The following is a 14,427-nucleotide window of genomic DNA, read 5'->3' on the forward strand; positions in this document are numbered from 1 at the left end:
GTGAATGGTGGTTCCAACAACCCCCAAGCAGCCAGGAGAAGTATTTCGTGTCGGACCTCGGAAAACGAATCGGCCAGCGCATCCGCGAGCTTCGTACGCAGAGGCCGGAGCGGTGGACGCAGGAAGAGCTCGCGGAGCGGGCTCAGATCAGCGTCTCCTTCCTTTCCATGATCGAACGCGGCGAGCGTGTCCCTCATGTGGAGACCCTCGCCGCCCTGGCCAACGCCCTTGGCGTCAGCCTGGGAGAGTTGTTCACGGGAACGGAGCAGACCCTTGCCCAGACGGAGGACCTGCTGCGTCCCCTGTCTGATTTCGCGCGCGCCCGGGGCCTCACCGCACGGGACGTGGACCGCCTGCTCGGGGTCGCCCGGGTGATGTTCAGCGGCACCATCGCGTGAATCCCACCCTCAAGGGGCCCTGGCTGGACGCAAGGGGCCCCTCGGTCCTCCTGTCCTGTCCTTGACTGGACGGTAGGTAGACCGGGAAGATGGCGGAAATGCGCTGTGCGCCGCGTGCGCACAGCGTGCTTCCTTCTTCGTCCAAGGAGTCTTCGCTGATGCGTCCGGGTCTTGCCTCGTGGATGGCCCTCACGAGCATGGTGTTGTTGGCGTGTTCCTCGCCAGCTCCCGCCACGCTTGAATTCGTGGATCAGAATCCGGCCAGGCCGCGGCTGGGTGAGATCACCACCCTGCGGTTCCGGGCGGTGGACTCGCGTGGCATGCCGCAAGCCGGCACGCAGGTGCGGTTCTCACTGCAGTCCGAGGTGCCGGGGGTCCAACTGTCGCCGACCGAGGGGACGACCAACCCCGGGGACGGCATCGTGTCCATGCAGGTGACGGCCACGGGAGGCCGCGTCACCTCCGTGGTGGTGGTCGCCTCGGCGGGTGAGGGAGCGGAGGCCAAGTCGGTCATCTCTCCTGTGATCAGCTTCGCGGGCACCAACTCGAGCTCCCGCCAGCTCACCTTCCAGTGTGGCTCGTGGTCCGGTGAGGCCTCCGGTCTGCACCACGCCATCGGCGCGTGGGACGAGGCGCGCTCGCTCATCGCCGGCGTGAAGGTGAACTGCATCGCCCACGTGGGTGATCGCAACGGCGACGGCATCGAGGGCGCCCAGGTGTCCTTCCTGACGGAGGCCGGCACCATCGGTCCCACCGCCACGTCCCTCACGGACGTCGTGGGCAACGCGCAGGTGCTCTACAAGACTTCGCTGCCCTTGCCGCAGGACGTGGACCCGGGTGAGTTCACCTGGAACCCCACCAACGACGCCACGCACACGGGCGAGTACCTGGCGCCGCTGTGGATGCAGCCCTTCCTGTGGGAGCAGAACCCGCTGGCCGCGCACGGCACCCCGGCGCAGCCCCAGTCGAACCGGCCCGAGCCCCAGCGCGCCGACCCCATCCGCCCCAACAAGATCAACAACCCGCGCGACAACCTGGTCTCGCTCATCGCCGTCACCTCCGGCGAGGAGGCCTTCAGCGACGACAACAACAACGGCCAGTGGGACACGGGTGAGGCCTTCGTGGACCTGACCGAGCCCTTTGTCGACAACAACGACAACGGCACGTGGGATCCGGGCGAGCGCTTCGTGGACACCAACGGCAACGGCCGCTGGGATGGCAAGAACGGCGTCCACGACACCAGCACGCTCATCTGGGTGCAGGAGCGCATCCTCTGGACGGGCGTGCCGCACTCGCTGGACCGCCCGGATACGGTGCGTCAGATTTCGCCGCCGCCCCCGGCCACCAACGTCGGCATCGACCACTTCGGCTCGGCCAGCGCCACGTTCCTGGTGGCGGACCCCTGGTACAACATGATCGCCCAGAACTCGCAGGGTGACGGTTGCAACGCCGGCGCGGAGGGCCCGATTGAAATCGAGCCGGCCATCACGGGCGCCATCCCGCTGACCTACCCGTCGTACGCCGTCGTGCGCTACCTCATCAAGGACAAGCATGACGTCTCCCAGGAGCCTCAGCCGGGGCCGTTCCCCCAGCCCATCCCCTGGAAGTCGGACGCGGTCTGCACGTACACGGCCGCCCAGCTCGACGGCCACAAGGTCCAGGTCGTCGCCCCCACCGTGACGGGCACCGTCCTCTAGTAGACGCGATTGACGCGGGCTCCCGGAGAAGTACCCATTGACCCCGGGAGCCCACGTTCGTAGGGTCCACCTCGGCTGATTGAAGAATCAACCGGCCGGTGGAGGACGTCGTGGGCCAGAGCAAGTCGGCGGCGGACAACGGCAACCGCGAGAGCGAGCGCCGCCGCACCATCCTGCGGGCGGCCATCGATGTGTTCGCCCGAAAGGGCTATCACGGCTGCCGCATCGCGGACGTGGCGAAGGAGGCTGGAGTCGCCTACGGCCTCGTCTACCACTACTTCAAGAACAAGGATGAGCTGCTGGAGACCGTGTTCGACACGGGCTGGAGCGGCTTCGTCACGCGCGTGCGCGCGGTGGTGGAGGGCGAGGGGGCGCTGGCGCAGAAGGTGCGCGGCGTGGTGGACGTGGCCTTCGAGGCGTACCGGGTGGACCCGCGCGCGGTGAAGGTCCTCATCCTGGAGATTGCCCGCAGCCCCGCGGGCTCCCGCATCAACCGGCAGACGGCCTTCGTGGACGCCATCCGCCTCTCCTCGGAGCTGTTCACCCGGGCGAAGGAGGCAGGGGAGCTGCGCGCGGACACGGACCCGCTCCTGTCGTCCGCGCTGCTCTTCGGCGCCATCGAGATGGGGCTGACGGCCTTCGTCACGGGGCTGGCCGACGCGCGCGACACCCAGGCGCTGGAGCGCGCGAAGGCGCAGATCGCCGAAACCTTCCTTCACGGCGTCCTGGCCGACGCGTCGCCAGGCGCGGAGTCCACTGCATGGAAGCCGGAGAAGTCGTCGGAGAAGTCCGCTACGAAGTCCAAGGTCCCCAAGCGCACCTGACCATCGACCGGCCCCGGGCGCGCAACGCCCTGTCGCCCACGGTGGTGAAGGCGCTGATGGATGGGTTGGACCGCGCGGACGCGGACCCCGCCGTGCGCGTGGTGGTGCTCACCGGCGCGGGTGAGAAGGTCTTCTGCGCGGGCGGGGACTTGGGGCAGATGGCCGGCGACGGCGGCTTCCTCTCCACGCATGACGGCCGCCGCTCCTACGGGAAGCTCTTGGCCCGGTTCCAGGAGGCGCGCAAGCCCACCGTGGCGCGCGTCAACGGGCACGCGCTGGCGGGCGGCCTGGGGCTGGTGCTCGCGTGTGACCTGGCCGTCGCGGTGGAGGGCGCGGACTTCGGTACGCCCGAAATCGACGTGGGCCTCTTCCCGATGATGATGATGGCGCTGCTCCAGCGTCACGTGGGCCGCAAGCGCGCGCTGGAGCTGGTGCTCACGGGGGACAAGCTGCCCGCGCGCGAGGCGCTCGCGCTGGGGCTGATCAACCGCGTGGTGCCCGCCGCGGAGCTGGACGGCGCGGTGGCGGCGCTGGCGGGGAAGCTCGCCGGCAAGAGCCAGGCGGTGCTCGCGCTGGGGCGCCGGGCCTTCTTCACCGCGGAGGACCTGCCGCTGCCCGCCGCGCTGGAGTTCCTCGCGTCCCAGCTGTCGCTCAACGTGCTCGCGGACGACGCGGGCGAGGGCGTCTCCGCCTTCCTGGAGAAGCGCCCGCCGAAGTGGAACGACCGCTAGCCGCGCGACGTCAGGGCGTGCCCAGTCGCGTCTCCCCGCTGGCGACGGCGGGGAGGGCGGGCGGGAAGAAGTCCAGACGCAAGAGCGACTCGCCGTCCACCCAGATGCCGTCCACCTTCACGCCCCAGTGGAGGTGGGGGCCGGTGACGCGGCCGGTGCTGCCCACCAGGCCCAGCTGCTGACCCTGCTGGAGCTTGTCGCCCTGCTTCACCTGGATGCGCGACAGGTGGAAGTACGCGGTGAAGAGGTCCCCGCCGTGGTGCACCAGCACCGTCTTGCCGGCGGAGTAGTTGTCGCGCGCCATCACCACCGTGCCCTCGTTGCTGGCCATCACCGGCGTGCCCGGGTCTCCGTCGATGTCCACGCCGAAGTGCTGGCTGGACAGCTTGCCGTTGAAGGTGCGCCGGTCTCCGAAGGGCGCGGTGATGCGGTCCTGCCGGGGCCAGGCGAAGTTCTGGGCGAAGTGGGGCGCGCTGAACGGCTGCGAGAAGGCGGTGGCGAAGGCGCGGCGGTCCGCGGCCATGCGCGCCTTCACCGAGGCGGGCGGCGCCACGTACTTGCCCGACACCTTCAGCTCGCGCGAGGGGTAGCCCGGCTCGACGATGTCCAGCGTGCCCATCAGCTCCAGCGGCGCGCCCGCGGACGCGCCGGGGCCCACCACGCGCACGGGCGCCGTGCCCGGCGTCAGCTCCACCGGCAGGCCCGTCACCGCGAGGAAGCCGTCACCCCACGCGAAGAAGCGCAGCGGGCGTCCCGCGAGCGTGCCCGCGGGCATCCCCGTCATGCCCCGCACCGTCACGATGACGGGGTCTCCCGGGCGCGCCGAGCCGGGCTGGAGCGAGAGCAGCGGCTGGCCCTGGGCTGTCGTCGACGCGGAGGAGGGGAGGGCCGCGGACGTCGGCGTCGGCTCGGAGGCCTGGGCCTTCGCACCGAGGGCGAGCAGCGCGAGCAGCAGGTGGGATGGCGCGGAATGAAACCAGCGGGCGGGGTGCGGAGCCATGGGCGTTCTTTACACCACGGATGGCCGGACTCTTCCCAGGGTGAGAAATCCGCGCATCGGACGCCTGCCTCCCTGCCCGGGAGCGCCCGTCGGGTCGCCTGCTGAACAGAGGCGCGTCGGCTGCCCACCGGGCCAGCGGGGCGCGCCTGGATTTGTCGGCACTTGAGCGACGCAGGGGCGCGGAATCGCGGGCCGGCGGGCTGGAGGGCAGGCAGCCGGCTGCATGTCGTGGCGTCAAGCCGTACCGGCGCGCCTCCAGGCTTCCTAGCTTCTGCTCGGACCCAATTACCTTGTGGAGATTCGCGGATGCCTCGTCCCTATAGCTTCGACCATTTCCAGGTTCCGAAGACGCTGCCGAAGCAGAGCCGCAGCCTGCGTCGACGGGACAAGGCGCACCTGGCGCAGTCCCGTGCGCAGCCAGAGGAACTGGCGGCGCGCGAGGGAGTCCACTACGGCAAGTCCTTCGCGGAGACGGAGGACCACTACAACGCCCGGCAGATGGAGGCGCAGCTCGAGGAGCTGGCCCGCCTGGAGCCGGATGGCAAGTTCTCCCACGGCACCTCCGCGCCCGCGCAGCGCGCCACGAAGCGCGCCTCGCGTGAGAAGGAGCAGCGCAAGGCGGAGCCCGTCGTCCGGAGCACCACGCCCATCGGCGCGCTGCCGCCCACGCGCGAGCAGCCTCCGCGCGGCCGGCTCCCGGACCTGCTCGACGAGGCGAACCGTCAGCTCCAGACGCTCAAGGGCGGACTGGGGGACGCGGCGAAGGCCGTGGCCCGGCTGGCGGTGCTGCCGCTGGAGGTGGTGCGGCTGGCGGCGCGGCGCCTCAATCCCCTCCACGGCTGAGCCCGCGCGCGTGGAGCTGACGCTCGTCTCGTACAACATCCACAGCGGCATCGGGACGGACGGCCGGTTCGACCTGGGCCGCGTGGGTGAGGTGCTCCGCGAGGTGGGCGCCGACATCGTCGCCCTGCAGGAGGTGGGCGACTTTCGCGCGCGCACCTCGCGGGAGGACCAACCCGAGCACCTGGCGGACGTGCTCGGCATGCACATGGCCTTCGGCCCCAACGTCGTGCGCAACGGCCGGCGCTATGGCAACGCCATCCTCACGCGGCTGCCCATCCTCCACTCGAAGAACTACGACCTGAGCGTGGGGCGGCGCGAGCCTCGGGGCGCGCTGCGGTGTGACCTGGACATGGGCGGGGGCCAGCAGCTCCACGTGTTCTCGCTCCACCTGGGCCTCCGGGTGTCGGAGCGGCGGCGGCAGGAGGCGCTGCTGCTCGGCTCGGACATCCTGCGGGACGCCGTGCGCAAGGACCCGGCGGTGGTGTGCGGGGACTTCAACTACTGGGGCAACGGCGCGGTGCCCTCGCTGGTGCGCAAGGCCATCCACGACGCCGCGCTGGAGCTGGGCACGCCGGCGCGCACCTATCCCACGCGGTGGCCCATGCTGCGCTTGGACCGCATCTACGTGGACTCGGGCGTCCGGCCGCTTCGAATCTTTCCCCACCGCACGGAGCTCAGCCGGGTGGCGTCGGACCACCTGCCGCTGGTGCTGCGCTTCCAGGCGCCCATCCTCTCCGAGAGCACGTCCGACTCTCCACCGGTGCAGCTCATCGGCTAGCGTGCGGGAACCGGCGTCACGTTGAGTGGCTGACGCTTGTGAACGCCGGACAGAAATGCCCCAGGGAGGTTGTCCCAAAGGGCAGGGGTGCCTAGGTTGGCGCCACTTCTGTGAGGACGCGAGCGCCGGCCGGAGAGTGAATGCACGTGGGGAGCGAACAGACGGAGCGTGGGCTCACCGCGCTCGTCGGCCGCATGGCGGACAGCTTCAGTCGGCTGGTGACCCAGCACCTGCAGCTGGCGCGCCTGGAGCTCGAGGAGGACCTGAAGTCCGCGAGCATGAACGTGGCGATGATCGCCGCCTTCGTGCCCTTCATCCTGGTGGGCTATGCCTTCGCGTGCGCGGCGCTCGCGGCGGTGTTGTTCCCCTGGCTGGGGTGGGCGGGAGCGTTCGGCGTGGTGGCGCTGCTCAACCTGGTGGCGGGTGGTGGCGGTGTGGCCTGGGCGCTGCACAAGCTGAAGACGCGGCGGATGATGGACGACACCACGGACGAGCTGTCGCGCAGCATGGCGGCGCTCACGGCCCCGGCCCCCATGTCCCTGGGCAACTCGCTGCAGGGTGGGGACGGTCATCTCTTCAAGGAGCCCCCGCATGGGCGCTAGCAACGGACATCCCAAGCCGACGGGGCCTCGCACGAGCGCGATGCTCCGTCAGGACATCGAGCGGACGCGCGCGGAGCTGGCCACGTCGGTGAGCGCGCTGCGCGAGGAGGTGGCGGTCGCCGCCGACTGGCGTGAGTGGGTGCGCCGTCATCCCTACGCGTGCGTGGGGGCGGCGTTCGCGGTGGGGATGTTGTTGGGCTCGCGTCGCTGAAGCGGCGCGCGTGGGCCCCGAGACTTTCGCAGTTCCATTTTTCGAATCGAGGAGAGCACGTTCATGGACATGAATCCGCAGCAGGTGGCCGACCGGGCCCGACAGCTCCAGGACCAGGTGTTGCCGCAGCTCGACGAGGCCCGGCAGAACCTGGTGGACATGAACCACCGCGTGGTGAGCTTCATCCGCGCCAACCCCGGCACGTGTCTGTTGGGCGCGGTGGCCGTGGGGTTCCTGGTCGGCCGCATCGCTTCCCGCCGCTGAAGCCGTCCTGGGACGGCACACGAGAGAGGACACTCATGACGAACTATCCAGGGGCTTCAGGCAATGGCAACCCTTCGTCGCGGCCCTCGGGCACGGACGCGGGGTTCGGCCAGCGGGTGGACCAGATTGGCTCGGAGGCGCAGCAGCTCTGGAGTGATGCCAGGGGCGCGGTGGATGACCTGGGCCAGACGTTGGACCTGCGGGGCCGCGTGGAGCGCAACCCGTACGGGATGATCGCCGCCGCGCTGGGCGTGGGCTACGTGCTGGGCGGGGGGCTGTTCACGCCGCTGACGGCGCGCATGCTCCGGTTGGGCGTGCGCCTGGCCGCGCTGCCGTTCGTGAAGGACGAGCTGCTGGGCATGGCGGAGACGGCGTTCCAGGGTTATCAGGCGGGTCGCGGCGCGGTGAGCTCCGCGGTCTCGCGGGAGCCCGGTGCCGCGTCCGCGGATGCGTCCGTCGCGGGCACGCCCCGTCCCCCGTCCTACTAGGCTTCTCGTCGTTCCCTCGTCGTTTTATTTTCCTTTGGAGTCGCCATGAACCTGAACGCCCTGAAGAAGATGGACAAGGACGACCTGCTCAACCTCATCGGCCTGGAGAGCCGTCGCAGCGCGGCGGAGGATGTGCTGCCGGTGATCGGCGCCTTCGCGGCCGGCCTGCTGGTGGGCGCGGGCCTGGGGCTGCTGCTGGCCCCCAAGCCGGGCACCCAGCTGCGGGACGACCTGCGCCAGAAGCTGCAGACCGGCCAGGACTACCTGAACAACCAGCTGAACCGGGGCGAGAGCGCTCCGGCGCAGGGCACGCAGTCGCCCGTGTCGCGCACGGCGTGAGCCTGTCGGCCCGCGGCCTTGGCTGCGTGGACCGTGATTGACGTGAGGGCCCTCATCCGCGCAGGCGGGTGGGGGCCTTCGTCGTTTCGGGCGGGTCCTGTCACGGCTTCGCGCGCGTCCCGAGCGGCCGGGCCGACCCGAAGCGGGTGTAGAGTTGGCATCGTGAGTGACCTGGCAAAGGGTGATGGGGCGGTGGGACCGGAGGCGGCGCTGGCGCGGCTGCGCGCGCTGGAGACGCTCGAGTCCGGCTACGAAGCCTGGCTGGAGCTGAAGCTGGAGCACGCGGCCTCCGTCGCGCGGTTTCGCGAGGAGCGCGAGCGACTGACGCAACAAGGCTCGTTCCTCCTGGGCGCGGTGCGCGCCGCGGGGCTCGACGCGTCCGCCTCATCGGAGCCAGGGCTCGCGCCCACGTCCGCGGGGGACTTCCTGCGCGACGCGGAGGCGAAGCTCGCGAGCGCTCGCGAGGCGCTGTCCTCACGCGAAGCCGAGACCGAGGCGGGTTATGCGTCCGCCTTCGCGGAGATCCGCGCGACGCTGAAGGACCGGGCCTTGCGTCACCTGTCGGTCCATCGCCCGCGGCTGACGTTGCTGCTCCGTCGCGTGGGCGCGGAGCGCTCCATCCTCCACCTGGAGCGCGTCTCGGGCGACACGCCCGTGCTGCTGTGCATGCTCTTCTCCGGACGGATTCCGTCGCGGTACGGCTTCCTGCTCGATGACTCGACGGAGGACGTGGCGCTGCCACCCGCGCCGCTCTATCCCGAAGAGGGTGTGGCCCCCGGCGACGTGCGGCCCGACGCGGCCGCCCTGGTGGCGCGGATCCGCGCGGGCGAGGAGGTCCTCCCGCTCAAGGGGATGCTTCCGCTGTCCATCCCCCGGCCCGGTGGGGACGAGGACTTCTTCCGGCTCCTCCAGCGGGGCGCGGTGCTGGAGGTCGAGGTGGCGGACGGGGCGAGCTTCCGCAACGTCCTCTCGCGAGAGGAGTCGGAGCGCTTCGCGGGCCACCTCCTGCGCCTCAAGCTGTCGGGGCGCATCGAGCTGGACATCGAAGCGGGCTGAAGCGCCTTCAGTTTGTCCGGATGACGCCCACGTCGGCGGTGCCCGCGAGCAGGGCGCTGCCGATGAACAGGTTGTTGGACTCGGCGCCGCCCAGGCGCACGGCCTGGAAGATGACCAGGTACGTCTTGTTGGACTGCGGGAAGGCCGAGCCGGGAATCGTCACCTGGGCCTCGCGGTACGAGCCCGGCACCGCGACCAACTGGAGGAACTCCACCGGCGTGGTGGGCACGTTGGAGTAGGTGGGCTCGCCCTTCGAGCCGTCCGAGCTCAGGGGCACCACGGTGACGAAGCCCAGCGTGCGCTCCTTGCCACCGGAAACCGCCGCGCGCTCGAAGCTGAGCGCCGTGCCGGACGCATGGCGCACGAAGCCCTCGGGCGGATGGAAGCGGGTGATGGCCTCCTGCACGGGCGCGTCGTCCACCTGCCCCACGTAGCGCGTGCCGTTGCGCGCGGCGATGAACTGGTACGTCGCGCCCGAGGCGTACGTCAGCGCCGAGTCGCTCCCGCCCACGTTCGTGCGGCTGTAGCTGCCCGAGCCGTCCTCGTTCAGCACCGTCGCCTGCCCACCCTGGGGCTGGAGAGTCGCGGTGGCGCCCGTCACGCCCGAGGGCTGCGAGTTCTCACCGGAGCGGGTGCCGAAGAACACGAGCGCGGCCGTCTGGGCCGGAATCGCGATGACGTCCCCACCATCCGGGCCGAACGTCCCCCCGTCGAAGCCGGCGAGCGCGGAGGCGGACAGCTCCACCTCGGGCGTGGCCAGCAGGGTGCCCACCATGACGTGCTCGGCGGTGAGCTGGGCCCCCGTCTTCTCCAGGTCGCACGCCAGGGGAGCGAGGAAGAGGGCGGTGACGGCGGCGGACACGAGGATGCGTTTCATCAGGAGTCTTCCTGGGGTGTGTGAGCGGGGGCAGGGAGCATAGCAGGGGCCCGTGACAGACCCCTCGCGCATGGGAATCTCGGGGTATCCTCCCGCGCACCCGTGCAAGCACACCGCGTACACTTCGCGAGCTGGCGTTTCTTCAAGCGGCTCGGCTTCTCACTGGCGATGGCCGTCTTCTTCGGCTGTGTGCTGGGCATCCTCGTGTACCTGCGGGCACCCCAGCCCGCGGCGCCGCGCGAGGACTCTCCCGCGTGGGTTCCGTCAGGCGCCGTGGAAGTGGCGCAGGGCTGGCTGGAGGGGCTGGAGCGCCGCACCTACGACTGGCGCGTGCTGGAGCTCGGCGCGCGCTCGGAGCGCCCGGACGAGGCCGTGGTGGTGGCCATCGACGACGAGACGCTCGCCGAGGCCCGTCAGGACGACCGGCCCGGCATCGCGACGCAGCCCTGGCCCCGGCAGCTCGTCGGAGCCATGGCCCACCGGCTGGTGGAGGAGGGCGCCCTGCTGGTGCTGTTGGACCTGCCCTTCCCGGAGCTGAGCCCCAACGCCTGCGTCAACCCGAAGCTGTCGCTCGGCGCCACGTCGAGCGATGACGCGTCCTTCCGCGAGTTCCTCGAGCGCGACTCGGGCAAGGCGCTGCTGTCGTTCTCGTGGGAGAGCCAGGGCTCGCGCGTGCTGCCACCGGCGAGCCGCCTGTGGCCGTACCGGGTGAAGGTGGGCACGTTCCCCAGCACCAGCGAGGCGCGGGAGCGGACGCAGACGGTGCTCGCGGTCCAGCGCCCCGCGTTCGTCATCCCCGCGGGCAACCAGGTGGAGGTCTGGGGCGGCGCCACGGACGAGGCGGACGCGAAGTCGCTCGGCTCGCGGCTGGGGGCTCCCGGCGCCGTCATCGCCGAGCGGCGCGCGTCGGACGACACGTTCCGCGTGGGCCCCACGGACCTGTTCGTGTCGCTCGCCGAGGTCCAGGTCGAGGGCCTGGACACCTCGAAGCTCCTGGAGGTGCGCCAGCTCCAGCACCCGGTGGCGCCGCTGCTGGGCGGCGGTGCGGGCTATGGCGCCGTCACGCTGACCACGGACCCGGATGGGGTGGTGCGCGGCATCCCCCACCTGGTGGCCTACACGGCGAGGGATGGCCGCCACATCCTGCCTTCGCTGCCGCTCGCCGCCGCGATGCGCCTGGCGAACACGCGCACGCTCCGCTACGCGGACGGGCGGCTGCACGTGGGGGACGCGTACGCGGTGCCCATGGATGACTCGGGCTTCAGCCTGATGCGCTGGGATGCGCCGACGGCGGGGCGGGGCTCACGTGGCTCGCTGTCGCGCTCCATCCGCGCGTGGAACGTGCTGCTCAACGTGTTCGACGTCGCGGACGAGCGCCCCGCGCGGTTCGACAATGACCTGGAGGGGCGCACCGTCGTCCTCACGCGGACCGCGGGCGAGTCCGGGCACATGCGGGCCACGCCCATCGGTCCGGAGACGCCGGGTGGCGCCATCCTGGGCCAGGCGCTGGCCAACATCCTGCGCTCCGAGGGCATCTCCCGCGCGCCGGCGGACCACGACCTGGCGCTCACCATGGGGCTGGCCTTCCTGGGGGCCTTCCTCGCGCTGTCGCTGAGCTTCCTCCTGCGCTCGCTGCGGGGCGCGCTGCTCTACGTGAGCGGCCTGGGGCTCGCGGGCGCGGGCTACATGGCGGCGGCCTGCTACGTGTTCATCGAGCAGCGGCTGTGGGTGGCCATGGCGGGGCCGCTGCTCGCCATGGTGGGCGCGTTCGCCGTCACCACCGTCTACGCCTTCCGCAACGAGCAGCAGATCCGGGACTTCGTGCAGGCGGCGCTCGGCCGGTACGTGAGCCCCGAGGTGGCGCGGCTGGTGACGCGCGACCTGAGCCTGATGCGTCCGGAGCGCCGGCGGATGTCGGTGTACGTCTGCGACATCGAGGGCTTCACGCGGCTGTCCGAGGGCATGACGCCCGAGCAGCTGGTGGGGCTGTTCAACGAGTACCTGCTGGAGATGGCGGCGGTGGTGCGCTCCACGGCGGGGCAGATGGACAAGTACATCGGCGACTCGGTGATGGCGTTCTGGGGCGCGCCGGTGCGCACGGAGCGCCACGCGCACCTGGCCTGTGAGGCCGCGCTGAAGATGCGCGAGGTGCTGGCGGCGCGGCAGGACGCCTGGGAGAAGAAGTACGGGCGCCGCCTGAGCTTCCGCGCCGGCGTGGACACGGGCGAAGTCGTCGTAGGCGACATGGGCAGCGAGCTGAAGTCCAACTACACCGTGCTCGGTGACGCGGTGGGGGTGGCCGCGCGGCTGGAGTCGCTCAACAAGGTGTACGGCACCTACGTGCTCGTGGGCGACGGCACGGTGACGCTCGCGGGGGACAACTACGTGTTTCGCGTGGTGGACCGGGTGCGCCTCAAGGGCCGCGCGGAGCCGCTGCGCGTGCACGAGCTGGTGGGGCGCAAGGGTGAAATCACCACGCCGCAGCAGGAGCAGCTCTCCGTCTACGAGCGCGCGCTGACGGCCTATCACCAGCGCCGCTTCCCGGAGGCGCATGCCCTGTTCGAGCGCTCCGCCACCGACTTCAAGGACTCGGTCTCCGCCGTGTACGCGGCCCGCTGCGCGCGCTTCCTCGTCACGCCGCCGCCCGCGGAGTGGGACGGCGTGCACGGCCTGGAGGAGGGGGACGCGCCGGCCATCGCCGCGTAGCTTCGCGCGCTGGAGAGAGCATGGCGCGCACACGGCCTGTTCCCAGGGCGTGCCCGTCGGCGCCCGCCGTCGCCGAATGAGGCCACCTCCCAGCGACGAGGTGCGCTCGGGGCGAGGCGTCGACGGAAGCGCGCGACCCGGCGAGGGAACATGGCCTCGCGCACTGCGAGAGGCCGATGAGCAGCTTGAGCCGCCGCTCAGTCGTCGTCCGGAGCCGGCGTGTCCGGTTGTCCGAAGAGCTCCGCGATGGGCGCGTCCTTCGCGATGTGCTCGCTCACCACCCGGCGCATCTTCTCGGGCGTCATCTCCGAGTAGTACACCTCTCCGTCCCACCCCATGAGTTGGTAGTCCTCGGGGGAGAGCGGGTCCCTCCGGCGGCCGGTGTCCTCGCGGACGACGACGTTGGGCCCCATGTGGCAGAAGCCGTAGCAGCCGCCCCGGTACAGCTCGCAGCGGGGCACCAGCCCCTGGGCGCTGAGCTCCGTGCGGGCCATCGCGTACACGTCATCCGCGCCGCCGGCCTTGCAGGTCGACCCCTTGCACACCGACAAGCGGTAGCGCTTCATCGCCAAGACAGCACCCACCCTACGCAGGCCTCACGCGGGACGAAAGCCACCCGCCCGCGCCTCTGTGCGCCCGAACGCACTCCACGCCGTCCCACGGGACGACTGTCCGCACGCCAGACGCCAGGGCCACTGAAGAGCTGCAACGTCATCACCCGCGCCCCGAAATGACACCGGCCCGCCTGCCGCTCGGGAGCGGGAGGCGGGCCGTGGTTGCTACGAGTCCCTACGCGCGGGACGTCCGGATGGATCTACTTCAGGAACTTCGTCACCTGGATGGGACCCTGCTGGGTCACCACCGTCTGCCCGTGCGCCACCACGCTCTTGCCGTGCGGCGCGTGGTGCTCATGCCCCCCGGCCAGGTGGGGCGTCTTGAGCTGCACCAGGCCCTCGCCGACGCGCGTGTGGGCCTCCTTGTGCACGTGGTGCGGCTCCTCGGAGCCCTCGCGCTTGTTCCACGGGTCCGAGGGGTGCGACACCGCCGGGCCCTTCAGGAGCTTCGGGATGTCGTAGACGAAGTTCTGCCGCGTGTACTCGGAGGGCGTGTGCATGTACGTGTCCATGCGGATGGCGTCCTTCGGGCACGCGTCCACGCACAGGCCACAAACGATGCAGCGCAGCTCGTCGATGACGAACTGGGTCGGGTACTTCTCGATGACGCGCGACTCGCCGTCCGCGTCCGACTCCTCGTACTCACCCGCCTCGATGTAGATGCACTGCGCCGGGCAGATGGTCGCGCACATGTAGCAGGCCACGCAGCGCGGCTTGCCGTCCTCGCGCGGAACCAGCCGGTGCAGACCGCGGTAGCCCTCCGGGTAGATGGGCTTCTCCTCGGGGTACTCGACCGTCGTCATCAGGCTGGTGCCCGTGCGGTCCTGCACCTGCGTGTTGGTGTCACGCGTGCCGAAGAGGTTGCGGAAGAAGTGCTTCGTGGTGATGGCCAACCCGTGCAGCAGCCCCGGGATGTACATCCGCTCGCGGATGTCCGTCCGGGGGTCCTGGGTGACCTTCGTAACCTTGATGGCCATGATGGTGTCTACCTTGGTCGGG

General features: G+C 70.7%; 17 protein-coding genes. 13 read left to right on the forward strand and 4 right to left on the reverse strand.

Going from position 1 to position 14,427, the window contains the following annotated elements; genetic code table 11:
* The first annotated feature begins 47 nt into the window (after positions 1-47).
* From LXT21_RS18740 to LXT21_RS18755, 4 genes are all read left to right on the forward strand, one after another.
* Positions 48-398, forward strand: coding sequence for a helix-turn-helix domain-containing protein (locus tag LXT21_RS18740; protein ID WP_141329836.1), 351 nt, complete (start codon positions 48-50; stop codon positions 396-398).
* 158 nt (positions 399-556) lie between these two features.
* On the forward strand, positions 557-2,095 hold the full coding sequence (locus LXT21_RS18745) for a hypothetical protein (protein WP_254039504.1): 1,539 nt from the start codon (positions 557-559) through the stop codon (positions 2,093-2,095).
* Positions 2,096-2,205: 110 nt separating this feature from the next.
* Positions 2,206-2,919, forward strand: coding sequence for a TetR/AcrR family transcriptional regulator (locus LXT21_RS18750; protein WP_254039505.1), 714 nt, complete (start codon positions 2,206-2,208; stop codon positions 2,917-2,919).
* Complete coding sequence (locus LXT21_RS18755) at positions 2,856-3,650, forward strand: enoyl-CoA hydratase/isomerase family protein (protein WP_254039506.1); 795 nt, start codon at positions 2,856-2,858, stop codon at positions 3,648-3,650. Before LXT21_RS18750 ends, LXT21_RS18755 begins: the two co-directional genes overlap by 64 nt.
* A gap of 10 nt (positions 3,651-3,660) precedes the next feature.
* Here the strand turns inward: LXT21_RS18755 and LXT21_RS18760 are convergent, their stop codons facing one another.
* Complete coding sequence (locus LXT21_RS18760; protein WP_254039507.1) at positions 3,661-4,650, reverse strand: M23 family metallopeptidase; 990 nt, start codon at positions 4,648-4,650, stop codon at positions 3,661-3,663.
* A 306-nt stretch (positions 4,651-4,956) separates the two neighbouring features.
* Here LXT21_RS18760 and LXT21_RS18765 point away from each other — a divergent pair, with 306 nt between their 5' ends.
* The 8 genes from LXT21_RS18765 (at position 4,957) to LXT21_RS18800 (ending at position 9,231) form a co-directional block, all read left to right on the forward strand.
* A complete protein-coding gene (locus tag LXT21_RS18765; RefSeq protein ID WP_254039508.1) occupies positions 4,957-5,493 on the forward strand; it encodes a hypothetical protein in 537 nt (178 codons plus the stop codon).
* 10 nt (positions 5,494-5,503) lie between these two features.
* Positions 5,504-6,271: an endonuclease/exonuclease/phosphatase family protein gene (locus LXT21_RS18770; RefSeq protein WP_254039509.1), complete on the forward strand. Its 768-nt coding sequence runs from the start codon at positions 5,504-5,506 to the stop codon at positions 6,269-6,271.
* Between the two features lie 140 nt (positions 6,272-6,411).
* A complete protein-coding gene (locus tag LXT21_RS18775) occupies positions 6,412-6,873 on the forward strand; it encodes a phage holin family protein (protein WP_254039510.1) in 462 nt (153 codons plus the stop codon).
* Positions 6,863-7,084, forward strand: a complete 222-nt coding sequence (locus LXT21_RS18780; RefSeq protein ID WP_254039511.1) for a DUF3618 domain-containing protein — start codon at positions 6,863-6,865, stop codon at positions 7,082-7,084. Before LXT21_RS18775 ends, LXT21_RS18780 begins: the two co-directional genes overlap by 11 nt.
* A gap of 63 nt (positions 7,085-7,147) precedes the next feature.
* Entirely contained in the window at positions 7,148-7,348 is a 201-nt protein-coding gene (locus LXT21_RS18785; protein WP_046712964.1) for a hypothetical protein, read from the forward strand.
* A gap of 35 nt (positions 7,349-7,383) precedes the next feature.
* Entirely contained in the window at positions 7,384-7,836 is a 453-nt protein-coding gene (locus tag LXT21_RS18790) for a hypothetical protein (RefSeq protein WP_254039512.1), read from the forward strand.
* 45 nt (positions 7,837-7,881) lie between these two features.
* On the forward strand, positions 7,882-8,175 hold the full coding sequence (locus LXT21_RS18795) for a YtxH domain-containing protein (protein ID WP_254039513.1): 294 nt from the start codon (positions 7,882-7,884) through the stop codon (positions 8,173-8,175).
* A 162-nt stretch (positions 8,176-8,337) separates the two neighbouring features.
* Positions 8,338-9,231, forward strand: a complete 894-nt coding sequence (locus tag LXT21_RS18800; protein WP_254039514.1) for a hypothetical protein — start codon at positions 8,338-8,340, stop codon at positions 9,229-9,231.
* A 7-nt stretch (positions 9,232-9,238) separates the two neighbouring features.
* Here the strand turns inward: LXT21_RS18800 and LXT21_RS18805 are convergent, their stop codons facing one another.
* Entirely contained in the window at positions 9,239-10,108 is an 870-nt protein-coding gene (locus tag LXT21_RS18805) for a hypothetical protein (protein ID WP_254039515.1), read from the reverse strand.
* A gap of 168 nt (positions 10,109-10,276) precedes the next feature.
* Here LXT21_RS18805 and LXT21_RS18810 point away from each other — a divergent pair, with 168 nt between their 5' ends.
* Positions 10,277-12,814, forward strand: a complete 2,538-nt coding sequence (locus LXT21_RS18810) for an adenylate/guanylate cyclase domain-containing protein (protein WP_254039666.1) — start codon at positions 10,277-10,279, stop codon at positions 12,812-12,814.
* A 197-nt stretch (positions 12,815-13,011) separates the two neighbouring features.
* On the opposite strand, the gene LXT21_RS18815 is transcribed toward LXT21_RS18810, so the two are convergent.
* Together LXT21_RS18815 and LXT21_RS18820 are read right to left on the reverse strand one after the other, a co-directional pair.
* Positions 13,012-13,380 carry a (2Fe-2S) ferredoxin domain-containing protein gene (locus tag LXT21_RS18815; RefSeq protein ID WP_254039516.1) on the reverse strand — a complete coding sequence of 123 codons (369 nt, stop codon included), beginning with the start codon at positions 13,378-13,380 and terminating at the stop codon, positions 13,012-13,014.
* A gap of 248 nt (positions 13,381-13,628) precedes the next feature.
* Positions 13,629-14,405 carry a NuoI/complex I 23 kDa subunit family protein gene (locus LXT21_RS18820; RefSeq protein WP_254039517.1) on the reverse strand — a complete coding sequence of 259 codons (777 nt, stop codon included), beginning with the start codon at positions 14,403-14,405 and terminating at the stop codon, positions 13,629-13,631.
* Between the last annotated feature and the right edge of the window lie 22 nt (positions 14,406-14,427).

Origin of the sequence: Myxococcus guangdongensis (genome assembly GCF_024198255.1) — a bacterium.
Lineage (GTDB): Bacteria > Myxococcota > Myxococcia > Myxococcales > Myxococcaceae > Myxococcus > Myxococcus guangdongensis.

What these genes read in the sequence shown, in the direction of transcription:
- LXT21_RS18805 (WP_254039515.1), bottom strand. Translation starts at nt 10,108, where the DNA reads ATGAAACGCATCCTCGTGTCCGCCGCCGTCACCGCCCTCTTCCTCGCT.
- LXT21_RS18745 (WP_254039504.1), top strand. Translation starts at nt 557, where the DNA reads ATGCGTCCGGGTCTTGCCTCGTGGATGGCCCTCACGAGCATGGTGTTG.
- LXT21_RS18810 (WP_254039666.1), top strand. Translation starts at nt 10,277, where the DNA reads ATGGCCGTCTTCTTCGGCTGTGTGCTGGGCATCCTCGTGTACCTGCGG.
- LXT21_RS18755 (WP_254039506.1), top strand. Translation starts at nt 2,856, where the DNA reads ATGGAAGCCGGAGAAGTCGTCGGAGAAGTCCGCTACGAAGTCCAAGGT.
- LXT21_RS18815 (WP_254039516.1), bottom strand. Translation starts at nt 13,380, where the DNA reads ATGAAGCGCTACCGCTTGTCGGTGTGCAAGGGGTCGACCTGCAAGGCC.
- LXT21_RS18820 (WP_254039517.1), bottom strand. Translation starts at nt 14,405, where the DNA reads ATGGCCATCAAGGTTACGAAGGTCACCCAGGACCCCCGGACGGACATC.
- LXT21_RS18760 (WP_254039507.1), bottom strand. Translation starts at nt 4,650, where the DNA reads ATGGCTCCGCACCCCGCCCGCTGGTTTCATTCCGCGCCATCCCACCTG.
- LXT21_RS18775 (WP_254039510.1), top strand. Translation starts at nt 6,412, where the DNA reads ATGCACGTGGGGAGCGAACAGACGGAGCGTGGGCTCACCGCGCTCGTC.
- LXT21_RS18790 (WP_254039512.1), top strand. Translation starts at nt 7,384, where the DNA reads ATGACGAACTATCCAGGGGCTTCAGGCAATGGCAACCCTTCGTCGCGG.
- LXT21_RS18785 (WP_046712964.1), top strand. Translation starts at nt 7,148, where the DNA reads ATGGACATGAATCCGCAGCAGGTGGCCGACCGGGCCCGACAGCTCCAG.
- LXT21_RS18765 (WP_254039508.1), top strand. Translation starts at nt 4,957, where the DNA reads ATGCCTCGTCCCTATAGCTTCGACCATTTCCAGGTTCCGAAGACGCTG.
- LXT21_RS18780 (WP_254039511.1), top strand. Translation starts at nt 6,863, where the DNA reads ATGGGCGCTAGCAACGGACATCCCAAGCCGACGGGGCCTCGCACGAGC.
- LXT21_RS18795 (WP_254039513.1), top strand. Translation starts at nt 7,882, where the DNA reads ATGAACCTGAACGCCCTGAAGAAGATGGACAAGGACGACCTGCTCAAC.